Genomic DNA, 21,224 nt, shown 5'->3' with positions numbered 1-21,224 from the left:
CGAACGTGCGTTCGATACCCGACCGTCGCGTTACGCCGCTGGCTGGTCTCGCGGTCGCCGTGTTCGCGGCGAGTACGAGCGCGATTTTGGTCCGCTGGAGTGGTGCTCCGTCGACGGTCGCCGCGTTCTACCGCGTGCTCTTCACGACACTGCTCGTGGCGCCAATCGCCGTCTGGTTTCATCGCGAAGAGTTCGCCCGGCTCTCGCGGCGCAATCTCGGCCTCGCCACGCTGGCCGGTGTCGCGCTCGCGATCCACTTCGGAACCTGGTTCGAGAGTCTGGATCACACGAGTGTGGCGGCGAGCGTAACGCTCGTCCAGTTACAACCGGTCTTCGTGGTCCTCGGTGCAGGACTCGTCCTCGGCGAGCGGATCACTCGCCGTACAGTCGCCGCCATCGGCGTCGCGATCGCCGGTGCCGCGGTCATGTCCTTTGGGGACGCCGGGCAGGCGCCGCTTGCTGATTCGACCGCATTCGGAAATGGCCTCGCGCTCGTCGGTGCGATGACGCTGGCCGGGTACGTCCTCGCCGGGCGGTCGATCCGTCAGCGCGTCTCGCTCTTTCCGTACGTCACCGTTGTCTACGCCGCGTGTGCGATCTCCCTGTTCGCCGTCGTCGGCGTCCAGGGCCACGCCTTCGTGGCCTATCCACCCACCGAGTGGCTGCTCTTTCTCGCCATGGCGCTCGTCCCGGGTATTCTGGGTCACACGCTGATCAACTGGACGCTCGAACACGTCGAATCGGTCGTCGTCAGCGTCGCCTGGCTGGGCGAACCGCTTGGCGCGACGCTGCTCGCGTTCGGCCTCCTCGGCGAGGTGCCGGACGCGATCACGCTCGCAGGTGGGGTGCTCGTCCTCGGTGGCATATTCGCGACCACTCGCACTCGGGACCATGATGGGTGAGTGTGATCGCAGTTCATCCGGCTGTGTCGGCTGCCAGTGCCGGAATCGTTTCCCACAGTCACCTATCCTGAAGGAAGAACCGATGCAGTTGGATGACCTACCGTTTCACCGCCCGGTGCTGACTCCGTCGTCGACTTACTCCAGTCGCTGGTCCTGCAGTCGATTCTTCGCTTCTGTCCGACGTTTCTCCGAAAATCGGGGGGATTCGTCGCTGAAGTCGATCTCGACTTCGTCGATCGTCCGGCGGTAGATGTTCGTTCGCCGCCCCTCGTCCGAGAGCTGACGACCTTCGCGTTCCAACAGCCCGGCCTCGACGAGGTCTTCGATGCGTCGATAACAGGTCGCGATCGGTATCTCGATATCGTCGCTGAGTGTCTGTGCCGATTTCGGTGTTCCCGCCGCACACAAGATTTCCGCGCTATATTTGCTCCCGAGGGCGCCGAGAACCGTCCCGGGGTCCGGCTTCCCTGCCTGGGGACTCTGTGACATCCTACTCCACGATTGCCAAGTATCAGAGTTGAATCTTGTGGTTGTCGATACTATCACCGATTACTGATAGTCTGGGCTGGATGGAAACGGGAGGGCTCTTCAGTTTCTGAACTGTGGGGCGGATTTGCCGATAGGTCCTGAAGCGACTGGTACCGGGTATGAATTTACTGTACCGACTATCCGGGGGATGCCCCACCTCTGTTCGCACGACGCCTCATCCGACGCGTGTATTCGTCATGCGTCCGTCCCTGTCGCCGGTTCGACCTGCTGTGGCGCCGCTCAGCGGTAGACGTAGGCGAGCCAGACGCCCGTCACGACCAGACTGAGTGCGAGGACGCCCCAGCCCACGGCGTCGATCGGAAGGTCGGACCCGGTCTCGAGGACGATCTGCGAGTGTTCGAACATACCCGGTACTGTTGGTGCCGGCCCCTTAACCGTTCAGATATTCGCGACGGTCGGTCTTTGCCGCGTCGCGACGTGGATTCGTCTCTGCTGCTACCGCCGGAGCCGCGTGTCTTTTGCCGATGCCGGTCCAATCCAGTAGCATGAGTAAACTGGGGTTCGTCGTGAACCCGATCGCGGGGATGGGCGGGCGAGTCGGGTTGAAGGGGACCGACGGGATGCTCGCGGAGGCTCGCGACCGAGGAGCTGAGCCGCGGGCACCCGAGCGAGCCCGCGAGGCCATCGAGGCGTACGTTGGGCGTGATCCCGACGCGACAATTTTCACTGCGGGATCACCGATGGGTGCGGACGCCGTTCGTGACGCCGGTATCGAACCGACCGTCGTGTACGAACCGCCGGAGACACTGTCCGAGACGAGTGCCAGCGATACCCGGGAGACGGTCCGCTCGCTTCTCGACCACGACGTGGATCTCGTCCTGTTCGTCGGCGGCGACGGGACGGCCGTGGATGTCGCTTCCGTCCTCGAAGCAAGCGACGGCGAAACCCCGATGCTGGGCGTCCCAGCCGGCGTGAAGATCTACTCCGCGGTGTTCGGGGTCACGCCGGCGGACGCTGGTCGCGTCGCCGCGACGTACGACGATGTCGCGTCTCGCGAGGTGAACGACATCGACGAAGCCGCTTATCGGGAGGGAACGGTCCAGACCGAACTCAAGGCCGTCGTTCCCGTGCCTGTGACGCGACGTGTCCAGTCTGGCAAACAGCTCGCGAGCGGGAGCACCGAGACGCTCGCCGCCGGGTTCGCCCGCGAGATCGATCCGGAGCGGACGTACGTCTTCGGCCCCGGTGGTACCGTCGGCGCGATTCAGGATGCACTCGAGGCCGAGTCGTCACCGCTGGGGGTCGACGTCTGGCGCGACGGGGAGACCCTCGCACGCGACGCCGCCGAAGCGGACGTTCTCGAGACGATGACCGACCCGACGACCGTCGTCGTCTCGCCGATCGGCGGCCAGGGCTTCGTCTTCGGGCGCGGCAATCACCAGCTCTCGCCCACCGTCCTGCGGCGGGCCGACGACATCGAGGTGGTCGCGTCGGGAGCGAAACTCGACGGGATCGACGTCCTCCGGGTCGACACGGACGACGCGGCGCTCGACGAGTCGCTCCGCGGCTGGATGGACGTTCGAACCGGACGGTTCACCACGCGAATGGTCAAAGTAGTCTAGTGGTCAGCGCAGCCTCCCTCACTGGATTGGGCGATGTGCTTCCTCTCTAACTCTCACTCACGCTCTCGCAGCCGATTTCGCGCGACACAGGGGAAGGCGTCGCGTCCGATGGAACACCCCTAGGGATGCAGTACTTTTGGATCGTATATAAGGCACTATGGATAGGGTTAAACACACTCTCGTCCTACCCGCTCCTATGAAAACGCGAAAGGTCCAGCGACTCGGACCGTCCACGCTCGCGATGACGCTGCCCGCGGAGTGGGCGAGCGCACAGGACGTCGAGAAGGGTGACGAGGTGTCGCTGCGGATGGGGTCGAATGGAACGCTGACGGTACTACCGGAGTCGGCCCACGCCGAGGAGACGGAAGCGGTGGTTCACTCCGACGAACTCGATGCTAACGCCGTCGAGCGGGCAATCGTCGCACAGTACGCCCTCGGTCGGCGCGTGATCCACGTCGAACGCGAAGATGGAGCGCTCGACTCGGACATCATCAACGCGGTCTATCGCGCGGAGACGCAACTGATGGGTCTCGGCGTGATCGAAGAGACGCCCGAGAGCATCGCCATCCGGTGTTCCGTCGATCCGGCGGATTTCACGCTCGATAACTTGCTCACCCGGCTCGAACGCACCGGCCGGACGATGCGTGGTGAGGCGATCAAGGCGCTCGCCCACGGGAACCCAGATCTCGCAGAGCGTGCGCTCAACCGCGAACGCCAGGCGAACAAGATCTTCGTGCTCATCCTCCGGCTCATCTTTAGCGCACACGGCAATCCGGCGGTCGCGCAGGCCGTCGGTCTCGACGGCGGCGTCTCGCTGATCGGCTACCGATCCATCGCGAAGAACCTCGAACTCACGGCCGACAACGCAGAAGACGTCGCCGACATCGTCATGGAAACCGACGGCCACACCCTGGACGTCGAAAACGCCGTCATGGCCGACGTCCGTGCGTTGAACGACGAGGTCGACGAGATCACCACCCTGGCCGTGGAAGCTGCCGTGAATCGCGAGTACGATCTCGCGATCGACGCCCGGACGAGTTTCGGTGAGATCTCCGCCCACGAACGCGAGATCCTGACGTCGTTACCCGAGATGCCGAACGAGGATCTGCTCCAGATCAGGGAAGTCCTCGTCAGTCTGGAGCAGACGGCCCAGTACGCCGTCAGAAATGCAGAAATCGCGGCCAACCTGTCACTAAACGAGGAATCGGCCCACACGACGATCTCCTGACGACCCGTCTGGAGTGCGACGCCGCACTTTCGGTCAGCCTTCAGGTCTCGACCCGGGCGCGATGGCCAAAGTTAAGACAGTGCCGTCACGAGGGCGTAGCATGACTACGTCAACGAATGCGACGGATCGCGGCATCGGACTCTCGGTGCTCTTCGGCGCGCTGGCCGTGCTGGGTGCGATCGTGATGGCAGTCGGTGCGCCGGAGCAACTGGCGGCCTGGGGATTCGCCGCAGCCGTCATCTTTGGCTGTCTGGCAGTCGTCGCCGCCCACAAGCTCTGGTGAGCGCCCTCCCTCCTGCCAACAGTTAAGGCCCGCGAGTGCGTACTTTCGGTGAACGAATGAGCGACTACTCCGACGAAGACCGGCGGATCCTCTCGTATCTTCGTGAGAGTGCAGCCCGGGGTGAACAGTACTTCCGGGCGAAGAACATCGCCAGTGCGATCGGCCTCTCTTCGAAGCAGGTCGGTGCCCGACTTCCGGAACTCTCCGAGAAGTCTGAAGACGTCGACATCGAGAAGTGGGGACGTGCGCGCTCGACCACCTGGCGCGTCACGATCAGTTGATTGACCTAACTGCCCTGCAGTTGCCGGTCGCCGACTTTTTAGCTACCGCGTGCCCAGTGAGGTCATGACCGTACGGGTCGAACGGACCGACGAGTTCGACGTCGAACCCGCACAGCTCTGGGCGTTCATCGCCGATCCGGCGAACCGGGCTCGGGCGATCAGCGTCGTCGAATCGTTCTCGATCGATTCGGCGGACGGCCGGCGCTGTACCTGGGAGGTCACATTACCGATTCCGTTTTTTGATCGAACGGCCACCGTCGAGACGTACGATCGTGTCCGTGAGCCGCCGACGAACGTGGAATTCGTCGGCCAGTCTTCGGCCTTAGACGTCACCGGCCGACACGAGATCGCCGACCGGGACGGTGGGTCCCAGCTTCGAAGCGAGTTCGTCGTCGAGGGGCGGCTTCCCGGCGTCGAACGCTACTTCACCCGAAAGTTAGACGACGAACTCGAGAACCTCCGCCGGGCGGCCGAGCGAGCGTTCGAACGGGAGTCGACGGAGGGATCGGCGTGACCGACGGGTCGTTCCGGCTCGCGCTCGCCCAGTTCGGGCCCGACGCAGGCGCGGTCGCCGACAATCGAGCGCGAGCGATCGAACTGATCGAACGGGCAGCGGCTCGCGGTGCCGATCTCGTCGCACTCCCCGAGCTGTTCTCGGTCGGCTACTTCGCGTTCGACGCCTACGAACGGGCGAGCGAACCGATCGAGGGTGAGACGGCCCGACTCGTCGCCGACGCTGCGGCCACCAACGACGTCGCCGTCCTCGCGGGGACGATCGTCGAGGATCTCGCGGCGACAGAGAGCGTGCAGACGCCTGCACCGTCGGGTCTGGCCAACACGGCGATGCTCTTCGATGCCGACGGTGAGCGTCGTCTCGTCTACCGAAAGCACCACCTCTTCGGGTACGAGTCGGCGGAGAGCGACCTGCTCGTTCCCGGCGACGCCGTCGATGTCGCCGAAATCGGCCCGTTTACCATCGGCGTGACCACGTGCTACGACCTCAGATTTCCCGAACTCTACCGCCAACTGGTCGAGCAGGGGGCGACGCTCGTCCTCGTTCCCAGTGCCTGGCCGTATCCCCGCGTCGAACACTGGCAGACACTCACTCGATCACGTGCCATCGAGAACCAGCTGTACCTCGGTGCGGTCAACGGCGCCGGGTCGATCGAGGAATCGACGTTACTCGGCCGGTCGACGGTCTACGATCCCTGGGGGACACCGATCGCGTCGACCGGGGACGATTCCGGACTCGTCGTCGCGGATCTCGATCCGGCCACGGTTAGCGACGTTCGTGCGGACTTCCCGGCGCTCGCTGATCGACGGGACACAGTGTGAATCGATGATTACGAACCGGTGAGGCGCGTAGTGGTCCGCGCCCCAGGCGAAATCTCTTCTCTGGTCGTTTGTCAGATTCCCTGTGTACCGTCATCGAGCGACACAGGCGGTGATATCGCCGAACGGGTACCGACCGGGACACTTTTGGTGATAGCTAACATTGGATTACCTGCCGGTATCCGGCGCTTTTCACGTCGATATCGGTACATCCGCTCGGTCGCCACCGCCAGGACCCACGCCTGCCCCACGACCCGGCCACGCCGGCAGCCGGGTCGTCTCTCCGGCGTGGCGTGGTTCGTGAGGTCGGGTACAACCGCTCGTTCATCGACGTAATTCTCGACTATCTGGTGACATCCAGGGTTGCTTGTCCCCACTCTTCTGGGACACCGGCGCTCACCGAGGCGAGAAAACGCACGACGAGCCGAAAAAAAAAAAACGCGTGAAAACGGTGTGTTCGCGAGTTAGTCGTCTTCGGTCTTGATGTCCGCGGAGAGACCCTGGGCCATCTCGATCTCCTTCGAGTTGTTCAGCGTCCAGGCGGTGCGCTCCGTGACGGCCTCGATGGCCTCGCGGGCGCTCGGGTAGCCGTTGCCGGACTTCTTGACGCCGCCGAAGGGCAGCTGGATCTCGGCACCGATACACGGCAGGTTGGCGTAGGCGAGGCCGAGGTCGGCGTGGTCGCGGAAGTAGTTGATCTGGCGGTAGTCCTCGGAGATGATGGCGCCGGCCAGGCCGTATGGCGTGTCGTTGTGGATCTCGAGGGCACGCTCGATGTCACCCGAGTACTTCATCAGGGCGACGTGCGGGCCGAAACACTCCTCTTTGATGCAGCGAAGGTCGGGATCGTAGTCGATCTCGTAGACGAACGGGCCGACCCAGTTGCCGTCCTCGTGACCCTCGGGAATCTCGTCGTCGTCGAGTTCAAACCGGTCGACGAGCACGTCGGCGCCCTCCTGCTCGGCGAGTTCGTTGTGCTTCCGGATCTTCTCGACGTGGCCGGGCTCGATCGCCGGGCCCATGAAGGTGTTCTCGTCGAGCGGGTCGTCGACGGAGACCTGCTTCGCCGTCTCGACGTAGCGTTCCTTGAACTCGTCGTAGACGTCCTCGTGGACGATGAGGCGCTCGGACGAGACACAGCGTTGGCCGGTCGTCTTGAACGAGGACATGATCGCGGCGTGGACGGCGATGTCGAGATCGGCCTCTTCGGTGATCACGATGCCGTTCTTGCCGCCCATCTCACAGGCAGCGAGCTTGCCGGGTTCGCCGCCGACCTTGCCGGCGATCTCGTGGCCGACCTCGGCGGAGCCGGTGAAGAGGACGGTATCGACGCGCTCGTCGTCGGTGATCGCCGCGCCGGCGTCGCCGTAGCCCTGGACCATGTTGAAGACGCCCTCGGGGAGACCCGCGTCTTCCATCATCTCGGCGATGACCTGGCCGCACCACGGGGTCTGCTCGGCGGGCTTCCAGACGACGGTGTTACCCTCGACCAGCGCGAGCGCCATGTGCCAGAACGGGATGGCGACCGGGAAGTTCCACGGGGTGATGCAGCCGATCACGCCGCGGGGCTTGCGGCGCATGTAGGCGTCCTTCGCGCCGACCTCCGAGGGGACGACGTCGCCGTGTGGGTGGCGGGCGTTCGCGGCGGCCCACTCGACCATGTGGTAGGCCTCGACAACGTCGGCTTTGCCTTCGCTGATCTCCTTGCCACACTCTTTGGTGACGATCTCCCCGAGTTCGTCGGTTCGATCGCGCATCTCGTGGTAGATGTCCCAGAGGTACTCGGCGCGGTCGATGTAGGAGAGTTCGCGCCACTCGTCGAACGCGTCGTCGGCCGCGGCGAGCGCGGCGTCGACGTCGTCCTCGGTCCCGCGGTGGAACGTGGCGATCGATTCGCCCGTCGCCGGATTCTGACTGTCGAACGTTTCACTGCCTGTGCCTTCGGTCCACTCGCCACCGATGTAGTGGCCGTAGGCGTCTGTATCGGCCTGTTGACTCATGTTCAGGCAAAATTTCGCCAACCGGCATGAAAAACCCTGCTATCCGGCCGGCGGACCGAGGCCGAGGTCGAAGTCGATTCGCCCGTCGAAACGTGCTGTCACGTCCCGTCAAGATCGGCAACTTTCTCGAGTTCGCCGCGGAGGACCGTGCTGTCGAACTCGTGGTCGGGACGCAGCCGGACGAAATCGAGAAACTCACGTGCGGCGAGCAGGTCTTCGCCACCGTAGTGGCTGGCCGCGATTGCCACGGCGTCCCGGGCCCCGAGCCGGGGTTCGAGGACGGCGAGTGCACAGGCGAGGTCGTAGCCGCGGGTCACCCGCTCGCGTCCCTCCCTCACGCGCGTCGCATCGATGACGTAGAGGTCGCCGTCGGTCACGAGGAGATTCTCGGCGCGGAGGTCGCCGTGGGCGAGTCCGTGCCGGTGCATCGTCGCGAGCGTCTCGAACAGGTCGGGAGCGATGGCCCGAACGGACTCGTCCGTAAGTTCGTCGAGTGATTCGAACGACGGGAGGTACTCGAGGACGAGCACGCCGAGCCCGTTCACCTCGAACGCGTCCATCGGTTCCGGCGCGTGGCAGCCGATCTCTCTGATACGATTGGTCGCCTCGTACTCGTGTTCGACCATCTCGAGCGGCGAGTCGAACCGGTCGAAGAAGCCGCTGGTTCCGGTGGTGATCGCCCCGGCGTTTCGACCGGCCGTCAGCAGCGAGTGGACGCGCGTGTTCTGGGTGGAGACGATCTTGACGAACCACTCGTCGTCGATCACACAGGGGGTCGAGAGCCAGTTATCGGCCGCCAGAAACTCGACGCGAACCTCGTCGCGGCCGTATCGCTCGGCGAGGGAACTGGCGACGCGCTCCAGTCGATCCCAGGCGATCGTGCCACGAGCCAGCTGGCGGATGTCCATCCGTTGGCACATTTGCCCCCCGATGGTATAATCGTCTCGGCGCGACGCTCCCACGCAGATGGGTGCTCGCTCGAAGGCGGAGGGCGGTGTCAATTTCCGTTCGACGCCGGGTCGGTTCCCGGCACGTCGGACGGATCCTGCACGACGCCGACAGCCAGCGCGTCGACCGAAATCTCGTCGACTTCGATTCGTTCGATCGTGAACGCCGTGATCTCTTGCGTCGACGCTGCGTCGGCTGTCACGGTGCCCGTGTCGGACGCACCAGACGTTTCGTCCGTACCGCCGGTTTCGTGCTCGGTCGCCCTCTCGTCCGTCGCGTCAGTCGTGTTCTCCGAGTTTGATTTGCAATCTTTGTCGGTGTTGTTCGCTTGCGTGTGAGCGGCGCTCGACCCGCCATCCGCGGCCACGGGCATCGGTACGGCCCCGTCACCGGCAGGCTCGGCGACGGACAAGGTCTCGACGGTGACCTGCGAGACGTTCATCGACTCGACCGTCCCGTTCCGAAACACCAGTTCGTCCGCATCCTCGTCGATCATATTCACCGTGGCACCTGACTCGTCAGTGATCCCAAGATCCGTCGCCGAGACGTTCTCCAGTTCGAGGAACGCGATGTGAACGTCCGAGAGGGACATCGAGTCCTCGTCTACGCCAAGTTCGGCCGCGATCTCGGCATCTTCCTCGATGTCGACGCGAGCAACGTGCAGTTGTTCGACAGTCACGTTCTCGACGGTGACGGTCTCGTACTCGAACGGGTGGCCCTCGTCTTCCACGGACGTGCTATCGTCCGACTCGGGTGCTGCCGTGTCGGGATGTTCGTCACGGTCAGTCGTCTTGTTGTCAACTGCCGGGGTATTTACTTCACGTTCGTTCGTCGTCTCGTTGTCCACGACGGGGGGTTTTGCCTCGCTCTCGTTCGTTGGATCGGTTTCAGGCGCTCCCTCCGCAGCGCTTCGGTTCTCGCTCGCGTTCGATGTGCCGCCGTCGTGTTCGGTGACCGCGTCACTCCGGTTCGTTTCGTTCGGTCCGTCCCCACTCGCGCCACCGGGTGTCCCGGCGAGGACGATGCTCCCCGCGAGGACGACTCCGAGTACGACGATGCCGATTCCAATCGCCTTGACTCCGGATACCATGTGCTCGCGCTCTGCACCCACACGGCTAAAACGGGACAACCGTTACACCGGATTTCAGCGAGTAGTGGCGTGTTGGGCGAGCCGTTCGCTCCAACCGTTGGTTCGACGGTGGCCGTAGCGCGGCGTGGGCTCGACTCGATGATGGAACTGATGTAGCGCCAGCAGGTGTCTCGTTTGTAGGGTGGACGGTGACTGCCGTCCTCGTGTTCAGGCTCGGTTTTGTGGGTCGAAGCCCGAGTATAGACATCCACTGGCACAGCTACCCGTCGCTAGTCTTTTACAGTCATCGAGGCGAAACGTCGGGTACATGCACGCCGTATCGGCTTTCGGCGATGCGATCGCCGTGACGCGAGACTATCTGACACCCGTCGACGCCAGACAGTGGTTCAAACTCGCTGTCGTGGTCGTGTTCGTCTCGGGGCTGGCGGTGACGCCACCGTCGATGCCGGCGGGTGAGCCGTCCCCGACGCCGGTCGTGGACGGGACGACCGAGCCGATGCCGTTCGATCAGCCGATTTCTGACGCCGATCTGATTGCGCTGGCCATCGCCGTGGCGGCACTACTTTTCGGCGTGTGGCTGGTCTTCACGTTGGTCGGGTCGCTCCTCGAATTCGTGTTGATCGAGGCACTCCGCTCGGGACCCGTCGAGATTCGGGCCGGCGTTCGGGCACACGCGTGGAAGGGGCTGTCTCTGTTCGCGTTCAGGCTAGTGCTGGCTGTGCTCGCGCTCACGCTGATTACACTCCCCGCCTTCCTCCAGTTGCGTCCGATCGACCCGAGCCAGCCGATCGAACCGATCCAGCAGGCGTCGCTTTCGACCCTCGGTGGCCTGATCCTGCTGGCGCTCGTCGTCGGTCTCGTCTACTGGATCGTGATGCGGCTGACGACGGAGTTCGTCGTCCCGGTTATGCTGGGAACGGATAGCGGCGTTCGCGCCGGGTGGGGTCGATTTGGGCAGACGTTTCGATCGAACGTTGGCGAGTACGTCGTCTACCTCGTCCTGGTGACGGTGGTGGATTTCGTCGGCGCGATCGCCGTGGGGATCGTCACCGCCGCCGTGGGGATCGTCGTCGCGATTCCGTTCGTGGCGCTCGCGATCGTCGCGCTCTTTCTCGGCCCGCTCGCGATCCCATTACTGATCGTTCTCGTCGTCGCGGGCGCCGTCACGTTCTTGCTCCTCACTGCGGCGATTCGGATGCCGCTCGTCGTCTACGTCCGCTACTACGCCCTCCTCGTCCTGGGGGCGACGGATTCGACGCTGGATCTAATCCCGGATCGGCGCGACACCACCCGATCAGACTCCGGATGGGAGGAGTGGGACCAGGGCGACAACTGGGCCGGGCCGTCGTCCCGTGACTCGTCGGACTCGTGGTCGTCTCCGAGGGACGAAACCGAGTCGGATCGACCTGACGAGGGCCGGGACACGTCCGACGACTGGGGGTATCGCGGCGACGAACCGGATCGAACCGACGAAGATAATCACGACGACGGGTGGGGCTATCGCAACGACGACCGAGATCGGGACGATGGATGGTGATATGAGCGCCGAATCGAATCGTGAGGGCGTGTGGAGCCCTCCAGCTGACCCGTTCCCCCGGTTCATCTTGCGCTAGCGAGGATACCCGCCCCCTGGGGGCGGGCGAGGATGTCACCTCGGTCGCGGTCGGTACGTGTTGAACCTGACTCGTCTTCGATACAACGACCAGCCGCGTTCGGAGCGTTTATCTCAGGGGTCGGCAATTGTTGCAATATGAACTTCGAGCTCCCCGAGGAGCACCGGATGATCCGCAAGACGGTGCGGGACTTCTGTGCTGACGAACTCGAACCGATCGCCCAGGAGATCGAGGACGAACACCGCTTCCCCGCCGAAATCTTCGACCAGCTGGCGGATCTGGACGTGATGGGCGTGCCGATCACCGACGAGTACGGCGGGCTCGGCGGCGACACGCTCATGTACGCCGTCGTCGCGGAGGAACTCGGCCGCGTCTCGGGCTCGGTGGGACTCTCCTACGTCGCACACACCTCGCTGGCCTCCAAGCCGCTCGAACTCTTCGGTACCGCCGAACAGAAAGAACGCTGGCTCCGTCCGCTCGCGGAGGGCGAGTACCTCGGCGGCTGGGCGCTGACCGAGCCGGGAAGTGGCTCCGACGCCTCCGACATGAACACCACCGCCGAGAAGGACGGCGACGAGTGGGTTATCGACGGCACGAAGCAGTTCATCACGAACGCCTCCGAGGCCGGCTCCGTCCTCGTCAAGGCGGTCACCGACCCCGGCGCCGGCTACGACGGAATCTCGACGTTTATCGTCGACCCCGAGGCGGACGATGGATTCGAGGTGACCACCGTCTGGGACAAGATGGGGCTGAACGCCTCGCCGACCTGCGAGCTCTCACTCGACTCCGTTCGCGTCCCGGAGAACCGTTTGCTCGGAGAGGAGGGCGCCGGCTGGGACCAGACGAAGAAGACGTTAGACGGCGGCCGGATCTCCATCGCCGCCCTCTCGACCGGTCTCGCGCAGGGCGCGTACGAACATGCGACGGAGTACGCCGGCCAGCGCGAACAGTTCGGCCAGCCGATCAGCGACTTCGACGCGATTCGCGACAAGTTAGTCGACATGTACCGAAAGACCGAGCGTGCCCGTTTGCTGACTCACAAGGCTGCGCGCCGCTACGATGAGGGCCAGCCGGTCACCAAGGCGTCCGCGCTGGCGAAACTCGACGCGTCCGAAGCCGCCCGCGAGGTCGCAGAGCAAGCCGTGCAGGTACTCGGCGGCTACGGCTACACCACCGACTTCGCCCCACAACGGTTCTACCGCGACGCCAAGCTCATGGAGATCGGCGAGGGGACGAGCGAGATCCAGCACCTCGTCATCGGCCGGGAACTCGGCCTGTAGGAACCCGATTGACGCTCGCGGCCCGTGTGAGAAACGGGACTGGGTGCTGATTATCGGTCGTTCGGTGGTGATCGATGGCCTTTTTCACCGACGCACGGACACCTGCTATATGAACTGGCTGCTGACGATGCTCGGCGTCTTCAGTGTGCTCGTGGGGGCATTTGCCATCGTTCGGCCCGAGACGGCTATCGACCTCCAGCGCACGCACGGGCCCGACATCGCTGCCAATCGTGACGACGACTTCGTCGACGATATGGTTCGGACGACGCCCTGGGCCGGTGCGACACTCGTCGTGATCGGTGTGGCGATCCTCGTATTTTCTGTCGGCTAGCCCGTCGTCGTAGCATCACCACCCGCGTTGTTCGGCCGCGGTGGCGACGCGTTCGAGCGCGACGATGTACGCGGCCGTCCGCGGATCGTCGAGATCGTACTCCGCCATCGTCGCGGTGAGCTCGTCGAAGGCGTCGACAACGTGCGTTTCGAGGGCTTCGTTCACGCGCGATTCGCTCCAGGAGACGCGCTGTCGGTTCTGGACCCACTCGTAGTACGAAACGACGACGCCGCCCGCGTTGGCGAGAATGTCCGGGACGACGAAGACGTCGTTTTCGATCAGCACGTCGTCGGCCGCCGGCGTGGTCGGTCCGTTCGCCGCCTCGGAAACCACGTCGGCCGCGACGTCGCCGGCCAGGTCCGCGTCGATGGCGTTTTCGAGCCCGGCGGGGATCAGGAGATCGACGTCGAGAGTGAGCAGGTCCTCGTTCGTTCGCGTGTCTGCACCAGGGTAATTGACGACGCTTCCAGTCTCGTCTTTGTGCCGTTTTACGTCGACCGGATCGAGACCGTCGCGGTCGACGACCGCCCCGTCGGAGTCGCTCACGGCCACGACGGTCGCGCCGCGTTCGTCGAGTAGCCGGGCCGCAATCCAGCCAGCGTTACCGTAGCCCTGCACTGCGACGGTCGCGTCGGCGAGCGATCGACCGAGGTGGGAAAATGCCTCGCGCGCGGCCAGCACCGTCGAGCGCCCGGTCGCCGCAACCCGGCCGGCGCTGCCGCCGCTCTCGATCGCTTTGCCGGTGACGACGCCGGGTGCGGTCGTGTTTTCGAGCGTCTCGTAGGTGTCTTTGAACCAGTTCATCTCGCGCGGGCCGGTGTTGACGTCCGGTGCCGGGACGTCTCGATCTTCACCGACGAGCGGGCGCAGTTCCGTCGCGAACGCTCGCGTCAGGCGTTCGAGCTCGGCCGTCGAGTAGTCGGCCGGGTCGAGCTCGATCCCACCTTTTCCGCCGCCGAACGGGATGTCGACGATTGCGCACTTGTAGGTCATCCAGCCCGAGAGCGCGATCACCTCGTCGCGATCGATATCCGGGTGGTATCTGATCCCGCCCTTGTACGGGCCGCGGTCGCCGTTGAACTGCGAGCGGTAGGCCTTGAACTGGTCCAGGGTGCCGTCGTCGCGCTCGATCGTCAGGTTCGTCTCGAGGACGCGCTCCGGGTGCGACAGCCGATCGAACAACCCGTCGTCGATCTCGATGTGGGCCATAGCGCTCCGTAGCTGGGATCGGAAGTTCTCGTACGGCGTGGTCGGGCTCATACTCGCACTACTGTGCCAACGAGTATCAAACGAAGCAACGGCGTAATTCTTGCACAGTCACCGAACGCGGCTCGACCGATCAGGAGCGGATTTAGGCGGCTGTCGTCGAACAGCCGATCGTCGGCGTCTGACTGTAAACTCAGTCCCAGACTCCGGCTGCTTTCGACTGGTCGGCGATACGCTCTGCCTTCGCGATCAGCGGCGCGTCGATCATTTCGCCGTCGACCTCGAACACCCCGCGTCCCGCCGCCTCGGCCTCGGCTTTCGCGTCGAGAACGGCTCGCGCCCACTCCCGTTGGGCCTCGTCAGGGGTGAACGCCTCGTTGATGGGGTCGACCTGCGACGGGTGGATGGCCAATTTCCCGTCGAAGCCGTACTGAACGGCTGTTTCCGCCGACGCGATCAGTTGCGCTTTGTCGGAAAAGTCGGTCACCATCGTGTCGATGGCGTCTGTCCGGTGGGCTGCAGCGGCGAGGACCACACGCTGGCGGGCGTACGTGACTTCCGAGAGCGACGGGGTCGTCGTCGCGCCCAGGTCGGCCGCGAGGTCTTCCGACCCGAATACCAGTGCGTCGACGGTCTCGACCCCGGCAATTTCGGCCGCGTTGAGGATGCCCCGTGCGCTTTCGAGCAGCGCGAGCACCGGGAGCGACTCGCCGTACTCCGGAATCGCTTCCGCGATCGAGCGAAGCGTTGCCGACGAGTCGGCCTTGGGAACCATGATGGAATCCGGTATGTCGGCGTCCCCACCGAGAAGGGCCTCAAGATCTGCCTGCCACGCCGTCTGTGTGCTGTTCACCCGGACGCACACCTCGGCGTCGGGGTCGAACGACGGGTCGTCGAGGACGGCTGTAATCGCGTCGCGCGCCTCGGCTTTCCGGGTCGGGGCGACCGCGTCCTCGAGATCGAAGACGATCACGTCGGCGCCCGCGTCGGGCGCCTTGCGCAGCATTTCAGGACGGTCTCCCGGGGTGAACATGATCGAACGTCGAACCATGGCTACTCGTTAGCCAGGCGTCTTGTTGAACGTGTGGATTCCTCCGTCGACTCGTCTGGTCGGTTGTCGGCGCCTTGGACGCTCTTCGTGATTCGTCGCCGTGGTTCTGTCAACACTACCTTCACTATCTGGAACCCTGTAATCTGGGTATAATACTACGGCAACAATAATACATTTTATAGATTGTGTTTGAAGATATATTTATTGGAAGGGCGGGCGTCTGATTGCAGTATGCAACAGCCGACACGAGACGTGGCCGAAGCTGGAGTCGACGGTGATGCTGCATGAGTGACGGGGTCGATCGATCGCAGACGTCACGGCGTCGCGTGCTCAGGGCAGCCGGGGTTGCCGGAACGGCATTCGTGGCGACGCCCGCCGCCGCGCGCGGAGACGGTCGACAGCGTGAGGTCACGATCCGGAACGGACGTGCCCAGCCAGTCTTCGCCGACGCGAACGTGATTCGCGAGGATGTCTGGGTCGAGACGAATCTCGATACGGATGGGTCCGGCTCACCGGATCGGGTACACGTCGAAGTTGCTCGCCCGGCGGACACGGGACCGGACAATCAACTGCCGGTCGTCGTGCAGCCGAGTCCGTACTACGGCGGGCTGAACCGGGGCTCGTCACACCGGATGGACGAGGAGCTCTACGTCCCGCCGGAGTCGGACGCGAGAGCGAGCGCGGGGACGGGTGACCCGGTTATCACCTCGGAAGACGACCTACTCGAGTTCACTGGCACCGCGGCCGACACCATCGGACCGAGTGCGTACGAGACCGAGTTTCTCCCCAAGGGATTCGCCTGGGCCTACGCGGCGTCGATCGGAACGGAACGGTCGACGGGCTGTCCGTCGATCGGCGGTCCGACCGAGATCGAGGGCATCGAGACGGTCGTCGATTGGTTCAACGGGCGGGCGACCGCCTACGACTCACGTGTCGGCGGCTCACCCGTCGAGGCGACCTGGACGGGTGGTGCGACTGGCATGCTCGGGGTCTCCTACAACGGCACACTTCCGAACGGCGTCGCCGCCACGGGTGTCGACGGCCTCGAGACGATCGTGCCGATTGCGGCGATTTCGAGCTGGTACGACTACTACCGCTCGAACGGCGCTGTCATTGCCACCGGCCCGGGGGCGGGGTCGGCGATGGACACCGACTCGCTCTTCGACGCGATCATCACGCGCTCGAATCCGTCCGTCTGTGACGCCAGTAGACAGGACCTCGTCGACGGGCAAGAGCGCCTGACGGGGAACAGGAACGACTTCTGGGACGAACGCGACTACGTCCACGATGTCGACGACGTCGAGGCGGCCGTCTTCGCGGTCCACGGCCTCGACGACACAAACGTCAAGACGCGAAACGTCGCTCGCTGGTACGACGCACTGACAGCCGGCGACGGCGAGCACTCCCACCGGATGTGGCTCATGCAGGCGGCCCACGCCGATCCGATCCAGCATCATCCGGAGCCCTGGATCGACACGCTGAACGTCTGGCTCACGCACTGGCTCCACGAACAGGGCGATGCGATCGACGACATTCCGACCGCGACGGTCGAGCGGTCAGCCGGGGGGCTCGACACTTACGACGCCTGGCCACACCAGGCCGTCGAACGCGTCGACGTCACACCGCTCTCGATCGCTGACGGGCCGGGAATGTTGACCGTTCAGCCGACGATCGGCGACCCCGAACCGGAGTCGTTCGTCGACGACCCGTCGGTGCCGACCACGTCCCTCGTCGAGACGTTCGACTCGCCGTACGCTGTGGTGTATCGAACCGAGCCGTTGCAATCGGCCGTCCACGTCTCGGGAACGATCGAACCACGCCTCGCACTCGCGTCCGACGAGCCCGCCGCACTCGTCACCGTCGTGCTCGTCGAGTACGACCCGTCGGACGAGGCACACATCGTCTCCCGCGGCTGGATGAACGCCACGAACGCGGACTCGCTGTACGAATCCGAACGCATCTCGGCCAAACTGCCGGGCCAGTCCGTCACCTTCCCGATGCAGGCCGTCGACCACGTCTTCGAGCCCGACCACCGACTCGGGCTCGTCGTCCGATCGAGTGACTACGACTTCACGCGGCGGCCGTCACACCAGCCGGAACTCCAGCTTATCCCGGGCTGGTCGACGTTCGAACTCCCGGTCGTCGGCGGTCGTGATGCGTTCCGCGAGGCGAACGGAAACTGACGCGACGGCGCTTCGATTCGTTTTTGCCCCGGCGGAAACGATCGATCACGTATGCCAGGCCTGTACTACGAAGAATTCGAGGTGGGCGAGACGATCGAACACGAGCGTCGTCGAACGATCTCGGAGAGTGACAACCAGCAATTTTGCGATATGACGATGAATCAGCAACCGCTGCACTTAGACGCCGAGTTCGCCGCCGAGACGAACTTCGGCGAGCGACTCGTCAACGGCCTCTACACGATGGCGCTCGCGGTCGGCATCACGATTCCGGAGACCACCGACGGGACGATCGTCGCGAACCTCTCCTACGACAACGTCGAGCATCCGAAGCCGGTGTTCCACGGCGATACGATCTCCGTCTCGTCGACGGTGACCGACAAGCGAGAGACGTCCGACGGTGAGCGCGGCGTCGTTACGATGCACGTCACCGTCTCCAATCAGGACGACGAGGTCGTCTGCGAGTTCGATCGGACGGTCCTCTCGCGCAAGTGCCCGACCGAGTGATCCCGGGCGAGACGGATTCGTCGACTCGACTGACCGCCTTCCCGTCGAATCTACGCCTCTCCAGTGGATCACCGATCTTTTTGCGTCTCCCCCCGCATGGGCTGGTATGGTCGACGTCCTCGACAACAAACGGGTCGCCACCCGCCTTCGCATCCTCGTCGAGATCGCCGAGCGCCAGCCGGCGGTGAGCCAGAGCGAGATCGCCGACGAGGTGGGTGTGACGAGCCAGGCCGTCAGCGAGTACATCCGTGAACTCGTCGACGAGGGCTTCGTCGAGAAGGAAGCGCGATCGCGCTATCGCGTGACGAACGAAGGCGTCGACTGGCTCTTCCGGACGGCAGAAGACGTCCGCCGATTCGCCGACCACGTCACCGAGGATCTTCTCGGGGCGATGAACGAAGCGGCGGCGATCGCAACCGACGACGTCACAGAAGGTGAGACCGTCTCCCTCACGATGCGTGAGGGCTACATCCACGCAACGCCGACCGACGACGGCGACGCGACTGCCGTCGCGACGACCGACGCCCCTGCCGGTGGCGACGTCGGCGTCGCCGAGTGGGAGGGTGTCATCGATCTCGAACCCGGCACGGTGACAGTCTTCCAGATCCCGCCTGTCCGCGCTGGCGGCGCTGGGGCGGCCGATCTCTCGTCGAGGGAGACTACCATCGAAGCCGCGGATCTCGTCGTCGCCAGCGGTGTCGAGGCTGTGGTCGCACTGGAATCGATCGGGGTCGAACCTGCCGTCTCCGTCGGTGCCGGCTCGGTCGCGAGTGCGGGGGCAGAGCGCGGCCTCGACGTGATCGTGGCGGCGACGACGGACGTGGTCGGTCGTGTCACCGACGAACTTCGTGATGGCGACGTCCCGTACGAAGTGAAAGAAGCGTAGGGTGGCGAACGACTCGGTGCGTCGGAGTATCAGTGGTTCTTTGCTCGATTAGCCGATGTATCGCAGGTCGTCGTCGCTCGGGACGTCCATCGACGCCTGTGACTCCATTTCCCGAATCTTGCCCATGACGGCTTCCATCTCCTCGGCACGCTCGTCGAGCGAGTCGTACTCGACGTCGAATCCGAGGCGGGTTTCGAGCACCGACAGGACGGCTCTTGCACTCTTCGGATCGACGAGGTAGCCGCTCGTCTCCCCCATCAGACACGCCGCATCGACCCCTCGGCGGACACCCAATCCGAGAAGCAGCCCGGAGACGCCGACGATGCCGCCGGCGGGTTCGTCCTCGCGAAACTCGACGCCGGCGTCTTCGAGGTCGTCGATCATCGACTCGTCCGTGACCGCACCGATGACGTCGTACGATTCGATGAGTTCGCCGGTCGGAACGCCGCCGAGGGCGTAACACTGGCTCACGTCGAACGACTCGGCGACATCGAGAAACGCTTCGGCGAGCATGTAGTGTCCATCGCCGTGTTGTGCCTGGTGGTCACCGGTGAACACGAGCAGATCCTCACCGCCAGTTTCCGTGACGGCGTAGACCTCGGTGCAGGTAAGGGAGGCGACACCGTCTTCGACGGACACCTGCGGCGGAAACGCCGTGGAGTAGATGCGACGGACGAGTGTCGATTCGGCTTCGAACTCTTCGAGCAGGTGTTCGGCGACCAGGGATCCGACGTGGCCGACGCCGGGTAGCCCTTCGATCAGTACCGGGTCGTCGAGTTCGACGTCTGCGACGACGTCGATATCGAGTTCGTCCATACCCTACGACCGGTGGCGCCGCTTAAGTGCGCGTCGGTACTCGCCGGATGGATCGTCGGGGGAAAAGGGTGCTGGGGCGGAGTTGACAGTCTCGGCGCCGCATTCGGGACACGTCTCTGTCAGCGAGTAGACTGGCCGATCGTGCGTCGACCGAGGACAGATACGGATGTCGGATTTCACGGGTAAAACGTGCGATTTCGGGGGTTATTCGTCGTCGGTGTGGCGCTCTCGGTGGAACGATCCGGTGCCGCCTTCGTTCTCGATGGCGGTGATCGCTCGCTGGGCGCTCGCCTCGAGTTCCGCTTCGGCGGTCTTGTAGTTGGGCGCCTGGACCTGAATCCGGTATTCGGGCGCACCGACGTAGGTGACGTCGAGGTCGACCTCGTCCGGCACCTCGCCGTTTCCTTCGCCGGCGGAAAGCGCCGATTTGACGCCGTCGACGCCCGAGGCGGTTGGGTTCTCGAGATCGACGTAGCCGGTGACGTTGACGTAGGGGACGGAGACGTTCTCGCGTGCGGTGTCGACGATCGCTTCGATATCGTCGTCGTCCAGCCCACTGCCGTCGAGCGCCTCGGTACCGTGAATCGCCGACTCCTTGAACGCCTCGTAGAGCGTTGGGTGGACCGACAGGAGGCCGTTCGCGATGGCGGTGTAGGCGTCGCCGTCGATGTCCTCACCGAAGGCGAGTTCCATCCAGTTATCTGCCTTCTGTTCGTTCTTCCACTCCTGGATCTTCTCGGAACGCTGATGGTCGTTGACGTCCTTGATCGAGAGGTCGATTTGCTGGGCGTCCTTGTCGACATCGAGTACCTTACAGACGGCGATCTGGCCTTCGCTGACGTGGTCGCGGACGTTCTTGATCCAGCCGCTCGCGACCTCGGAGATGTGAGCGAGGCCACGCTTGTCCTCGTACTCCTGCAGGTCGACGAACACGCCGAAATCTTCGATCTCGTCGATCTTGCCGACGACGAGCTCTCCCGATTCGGGCCAGCCGCTGTACTTCATCGTGACTCGACTGGTTCGACGATCTCGTGGTCGATCGAGGCCTTGCCCCCGGTCGGCCGGGCGAGCGTCGTTCCGCAGACGGCGCAGGCGACGTCGGTCGAGGCCTTGCCGAAGACGATCTGTTCGTTCTCACAATCCTCACATCGGACGCGGTAAAATGTTCCTGCCATCTAA

At 64.2% G+C, this 21,224-nt stretch carries 24 protein-coding genes; 13 read left to right on the top strand and 11 right to left on the bottom strand.

The genetic code is table 11. The annotated features are described in order from the left end of the window. Positions 1-5: 5 nt before the first annotated feature. On the top strand, positions 6-902 hold the full coding sequence (locus tag C479_RS03300; RefSeq protein WP_049907054.1) for a DMT family transporter: 897 nt from the start codon (positions 6-8) through the stop codon (positions 900-902). A gap of 135 nt (positions 903-1,037) precedes the next feature. Here C479_RS03300 and C479_RS03295 read toward each other — a convergent pair whose 3' ends face one another. Beyond that, positions 1,038-1,391, bottom strand: a complete 354-nt coding sequence (locus C479_RS03295) for a winged helix-turn-helix domain-containing protein (protein WP_007697760.1) — start codon at positions 1,389-1,391, stop codon at positions 1,038-1,040. 279 nt (positions 1,392-1,670) lie between these two features. Continuing rightward, positions 1,671-1,796 (bottom strand): hypothetical protein, encoded by a 126-nt coding sequence (locus tag C479_RS16880; protein WP_007697757.1) that lies wholly within the window; start codon positions 1,794-1,796, stop codon positions 1,671-1,673. A 140-nt stretch (positions 1,797-1,936) separates the two neighbouring features. Here C479_RS16880 and C479_RS03290 point away from each other — a divergent pair, with 140 nt between their 5' ends. The 6 genes from C479_RS03290 to C479_RS03265 all read left to right on the top strand — a co-directional run bounded on the left by C479_RS03290 (position 1,937) and on the right by C479_RS03265 (position 6,140). Next, positions 1,937-3,013, top strand: coding sequence for an ATP-NAD kinase family protein (locus C479_RS03290; RefSeq protein ID WP_007697755.1), 1,077 nt, complete (start codon positions 1,937-1,939; stop codon positions 3,011-3,013). Between the two features lie 196 nt (positions 3,014-3,209). Next, a complete protein-coding gene (locus C479_RS03285; protein WP_007697753.1) occupies positions 3,210-4,241 on the top strand; it encodes a phosphate signaling complex PhoU family protein in 1,032 nt (343 codons plus the stop codon). Positions 4,242-4,341: 100 nt separating this feature from the next. Continuing rightward, positions 4,342-4,524 (top strand): DUF7525 family protein, encoded by a 183-nt coding sequence (locus tag C479_RS03280; RefSeq protein WP_007697751.1) that lies wholly within the window; start codon positions 4,342-4,344, stop codon positions 4,522-4,524. Between the two features lie 56 nt (positions 4,525-4,580). Further along, on the top strand, positions 4,581-4,805 hold the full coding sequence (locus tag C479_RS03275) for a DUF7123 family protein (protein WP_007697749.1): 225 nt from the start codon (positions 4,581-4,583) through the stop codon (positions 4,803-4,805). 64 nt (positions 4,806-4,869) lie between these two features. Continuing rightward, the gene (locus C479_RS03270) at positions 4,870-5,319 is read left to right on the top strand and encodes an SRPBCC family protein (RefSeq protein WP_049907030.1); all 450 of its coding nucleotides are present in this window, start codon (positions 4,870-4,872) and stop codon (positions 5,317-5,319) included. After that, positions 5,316-6,140, top strand: a complete 825-nt coding sequence (locus C479_RS03265) for a carbon-nitrogen family hydrolase (RefSeq protein WP_007697744.1) — start codon at positions 5,316-5,318, stop codon at positions 6,138-6,140. The genes C479_RS03270 and C479_RS03265 overlap by 4 nt, the downstream gene beginning before the upstream one ends. A gap of 461 nt (positions 6,141-6,601) precedes the next feature. On the opposite strand, the gene C479_RS03260 is transcribed toward C479_RS03265, so the two are convergent. From C479_RS03260 to C479_RS03250, 3 genes are all read right to left on the bottom strand, one after another. Next, positions 6,602-8,137 carry an aldehyde dehydrogenase family protein gene (locus C479_RS03260; RefSeq protein ID WP_007697743.1) on the bottom strand — a complete coding sequence of 512 codons (1,536 nt, stop codon included), beginning with the start codon at positions 8,135-8,137 and terminating at the stop codon, positions 6,602-6,604. 98 nt (positions 8,138-8,235) lie between these two features. Continuing rightward, positions 8,236-9,045 carry an RIO1 family regulatory kinase/ATPase domain-containing protein gene (locus C479_RS03255; protein ID WP_007697740.1) on the bottom strand — a complete coding sequence of 270 codons (810 nt, stop codon included), beginning with the start codon at positions 9,043-9,045 and terminating at the stop codon, positions 8,236-8,238. Between the two features lie 89 nt (positions 9,046-9,134). Continuing rightward, positions 9,135-10,175, bottom strand: a complete 1,041-nt coding sequence (locus C479_RS03250) for a hypothetical protein (RefSeq protein WP_049907029.1) — start codon at positions 10,173-10,175, stop codon at positions 9,135-9,137. A gap of 307 nt (positions 10,176-10,482) precedes the next feature. On the opposite strand from C479_RS03250, the gene C479_RS03245 reads away from it, so the two are divergent. The 3 genes from C479_RS03245 to C479_RS03235 all read left to right on the top strand — a co-directional run bounded on the left by C479_RS03245 (position 10,483) and on the right by C479_RS03235 (position 13,399). Further along, complete coding sequence (locus tag C479_RS03245; RefSeq protein WP_007697733.1) at positions 10,483-11,712, top strand: DUF7544 domain-containing protein; 1,230 nt, start codon at positions 10,483-10,485, stop codon at positions 11,710-11,712. A gap of 213 nt (positions 11,713-11,925) precedes the next feature. Next, positions 11,926-13,068, top strand: a complete 1,143-nt coding sequence (locus C479_RS03240; RefSeq protein WP_007697729.1) for an acyl-CoA dehydrogenase family protein — start codon at positions 11,926-11,928, stop codon at positions 13,066-13,068. A gap of 109 nt (positions 13,069-13,177) precedes the next feature. Further along, positions 13,178-13,399 carry a hypothetical protein gene (locus C479_RS03235; RefSeq protein ID WP_007697726.1) on the top strand — a complete coding sequence of 74 codons (222 nt, stop codon included), beginning with the start codon at positions 13,178-13,180 and terminating at the stop codon, positions 13,397-13,399. Between the two features lie 15 nt (positions 13,400-13,414). Here C479_RS03235 and C479_RS03230 read toward each other — a convergent pair whose 3' ends face one another. Further along, the gene (locus C479_RS03230; RefSeq protein ID WP_049907028.1) at positions 13,415-14,659 is read right to left on the bottom strand and encodes a Glu/Leu/Phe/Val family dehydrogenase; all 1,245 of its coding nucleotides are present in this window, start codon (positions 14,657-14,659) and stop codon (positions 13,415-13,417) included. Positions 14,660-14,798: 139 nt separating this feature from the next. Next, complete coding sequence (locus tag C479_RS03225; protein ID WP_007697720.1) at positions 14,799-15,656, bottom strand: HpcH/HpaI aldolase/citrate lyase family protein; 858 nt, start codon at positions 15,654-15,656, stop codon at positions 14,799-14,801. 284 nt (positions 15,657-15,940) lie between these two features. Between C479_RS03225 and C479_RS03220 the strand changes: the two genes are divergently transcribed. The 3 genes from C479_RS03220 (at position 15,941) to C479_RS03210 (ending at position 19,229) form a co-directional block, all read left to right on the top strand. Beyond that, positions 15,941-17,839 (top strand): CocE/NonD family hydrolase, encoded by a 1,899-nt coding sequence (locus C479_RS03220; RefSeq protein WP_007697717.1) that lies wholly within the window; start codon positions 15,941-15,943, stop codon positions 17,837-17,839. A 51-nt stretch (positions 17,840-17,890) separates the two neighbouring features. Beyond that, a complete protein-coding gene (locus tag C479_RS03215) occupies positions 17,891-18,343 on the top strand; it encodes a MaoC family dehydratase (RefSeq protein WP_007697713.1) in 453 nt (150 codons plus the stop codon). Between the two features lie 106 nt (positions 18,344-18,449). Next, complete coding sequence (locus tag C479_RS03210; protein ID WP_007697711.1) at positions 18,450-19,229, top strand: DUF7839 domain-containing protein; 780 nt, start codon at positions 18,450-18,452, stop codon at positions 19,227-19,229. A 48-nt stretch (positions 19,230-19,277) separates the two neighbouring features. Here the strand turns inward: C479_RS03210 and C479_RS03205 are convergent, their stop codons facing one another. The 4 genes from C479_RS03205 to C479_RS03195 are packed head-to-tail and all read right to left on the bottom strand — an operon-like array spanning position 19,278 to position 21,220. Continuing rightward, complete coding sequence (locus C479_RS03205; protein ID WP_007697709.1) at positions 19,278-20,045, bottom strand: proteasome assembly chaperone family protein; 768 nt, start codon at positions 20,043-20,045, stop codon at positions 19,278-19,280. Positions 20,046-20,048: 3 nt separating this feature from the next. Continuing rightward, positions 20,049-20,225 carry an RNA-protein complex protein Nop10 gene (locus C479_RS15725; protein WP_007697705.1) on the bottom strand — a complete coding sequence of 59 codons (177 nt, stop codon included), beginning with the start codon at positions 20,223-20,225 and terminating at the stop codon, positions 20,049-20,051. A gap of 24 nt (positions 20,226-20,249) precedes the next feature. Continuing rightward, on the bottom strand, positions 20,250-21,050 hold the full coding sequence (locus C479_RS03200; RefSeq protein WP_007697702.1) for a translation initiation factor IF-2 subunit alpha: 801 nt from the start codon (positions 21,048-21,050) through the stop codon (positions 20,250-20,252). Beyond that, complete coding sequence (locus C479_RS03195; protein WP_007697697.1) at positions 21,047-21,220, bottom strand: 30S ribosomal protein S27e; 174 nt, start codon at positions 21,218-21,220, stop codon at positions 21,047-21,049. Before C479_RS03195 ends, C479_RS03200 begins: the two co-directional genes overlap by 4 nt. Between the last annotated feature and the right edge of the window lie 4 nt (positions 21,221-21,224).

Origin of the sequence: Halovivax asiaticus JCM 14624 (genome assembly GCF_000337515.1) — an archaeon.
GTDB classification, from domain to species: Archaea; Halobacteriota; Halobacteria; order Halobacteriales; family Natrialbaceae; genus Halovivax; species Halovivax asiaticus.
The sequence above is the reverse complement of the archived record's forward strand: the minus strand, read 5'-3'. Positions and strand labels throughout refer to the sequence as shown.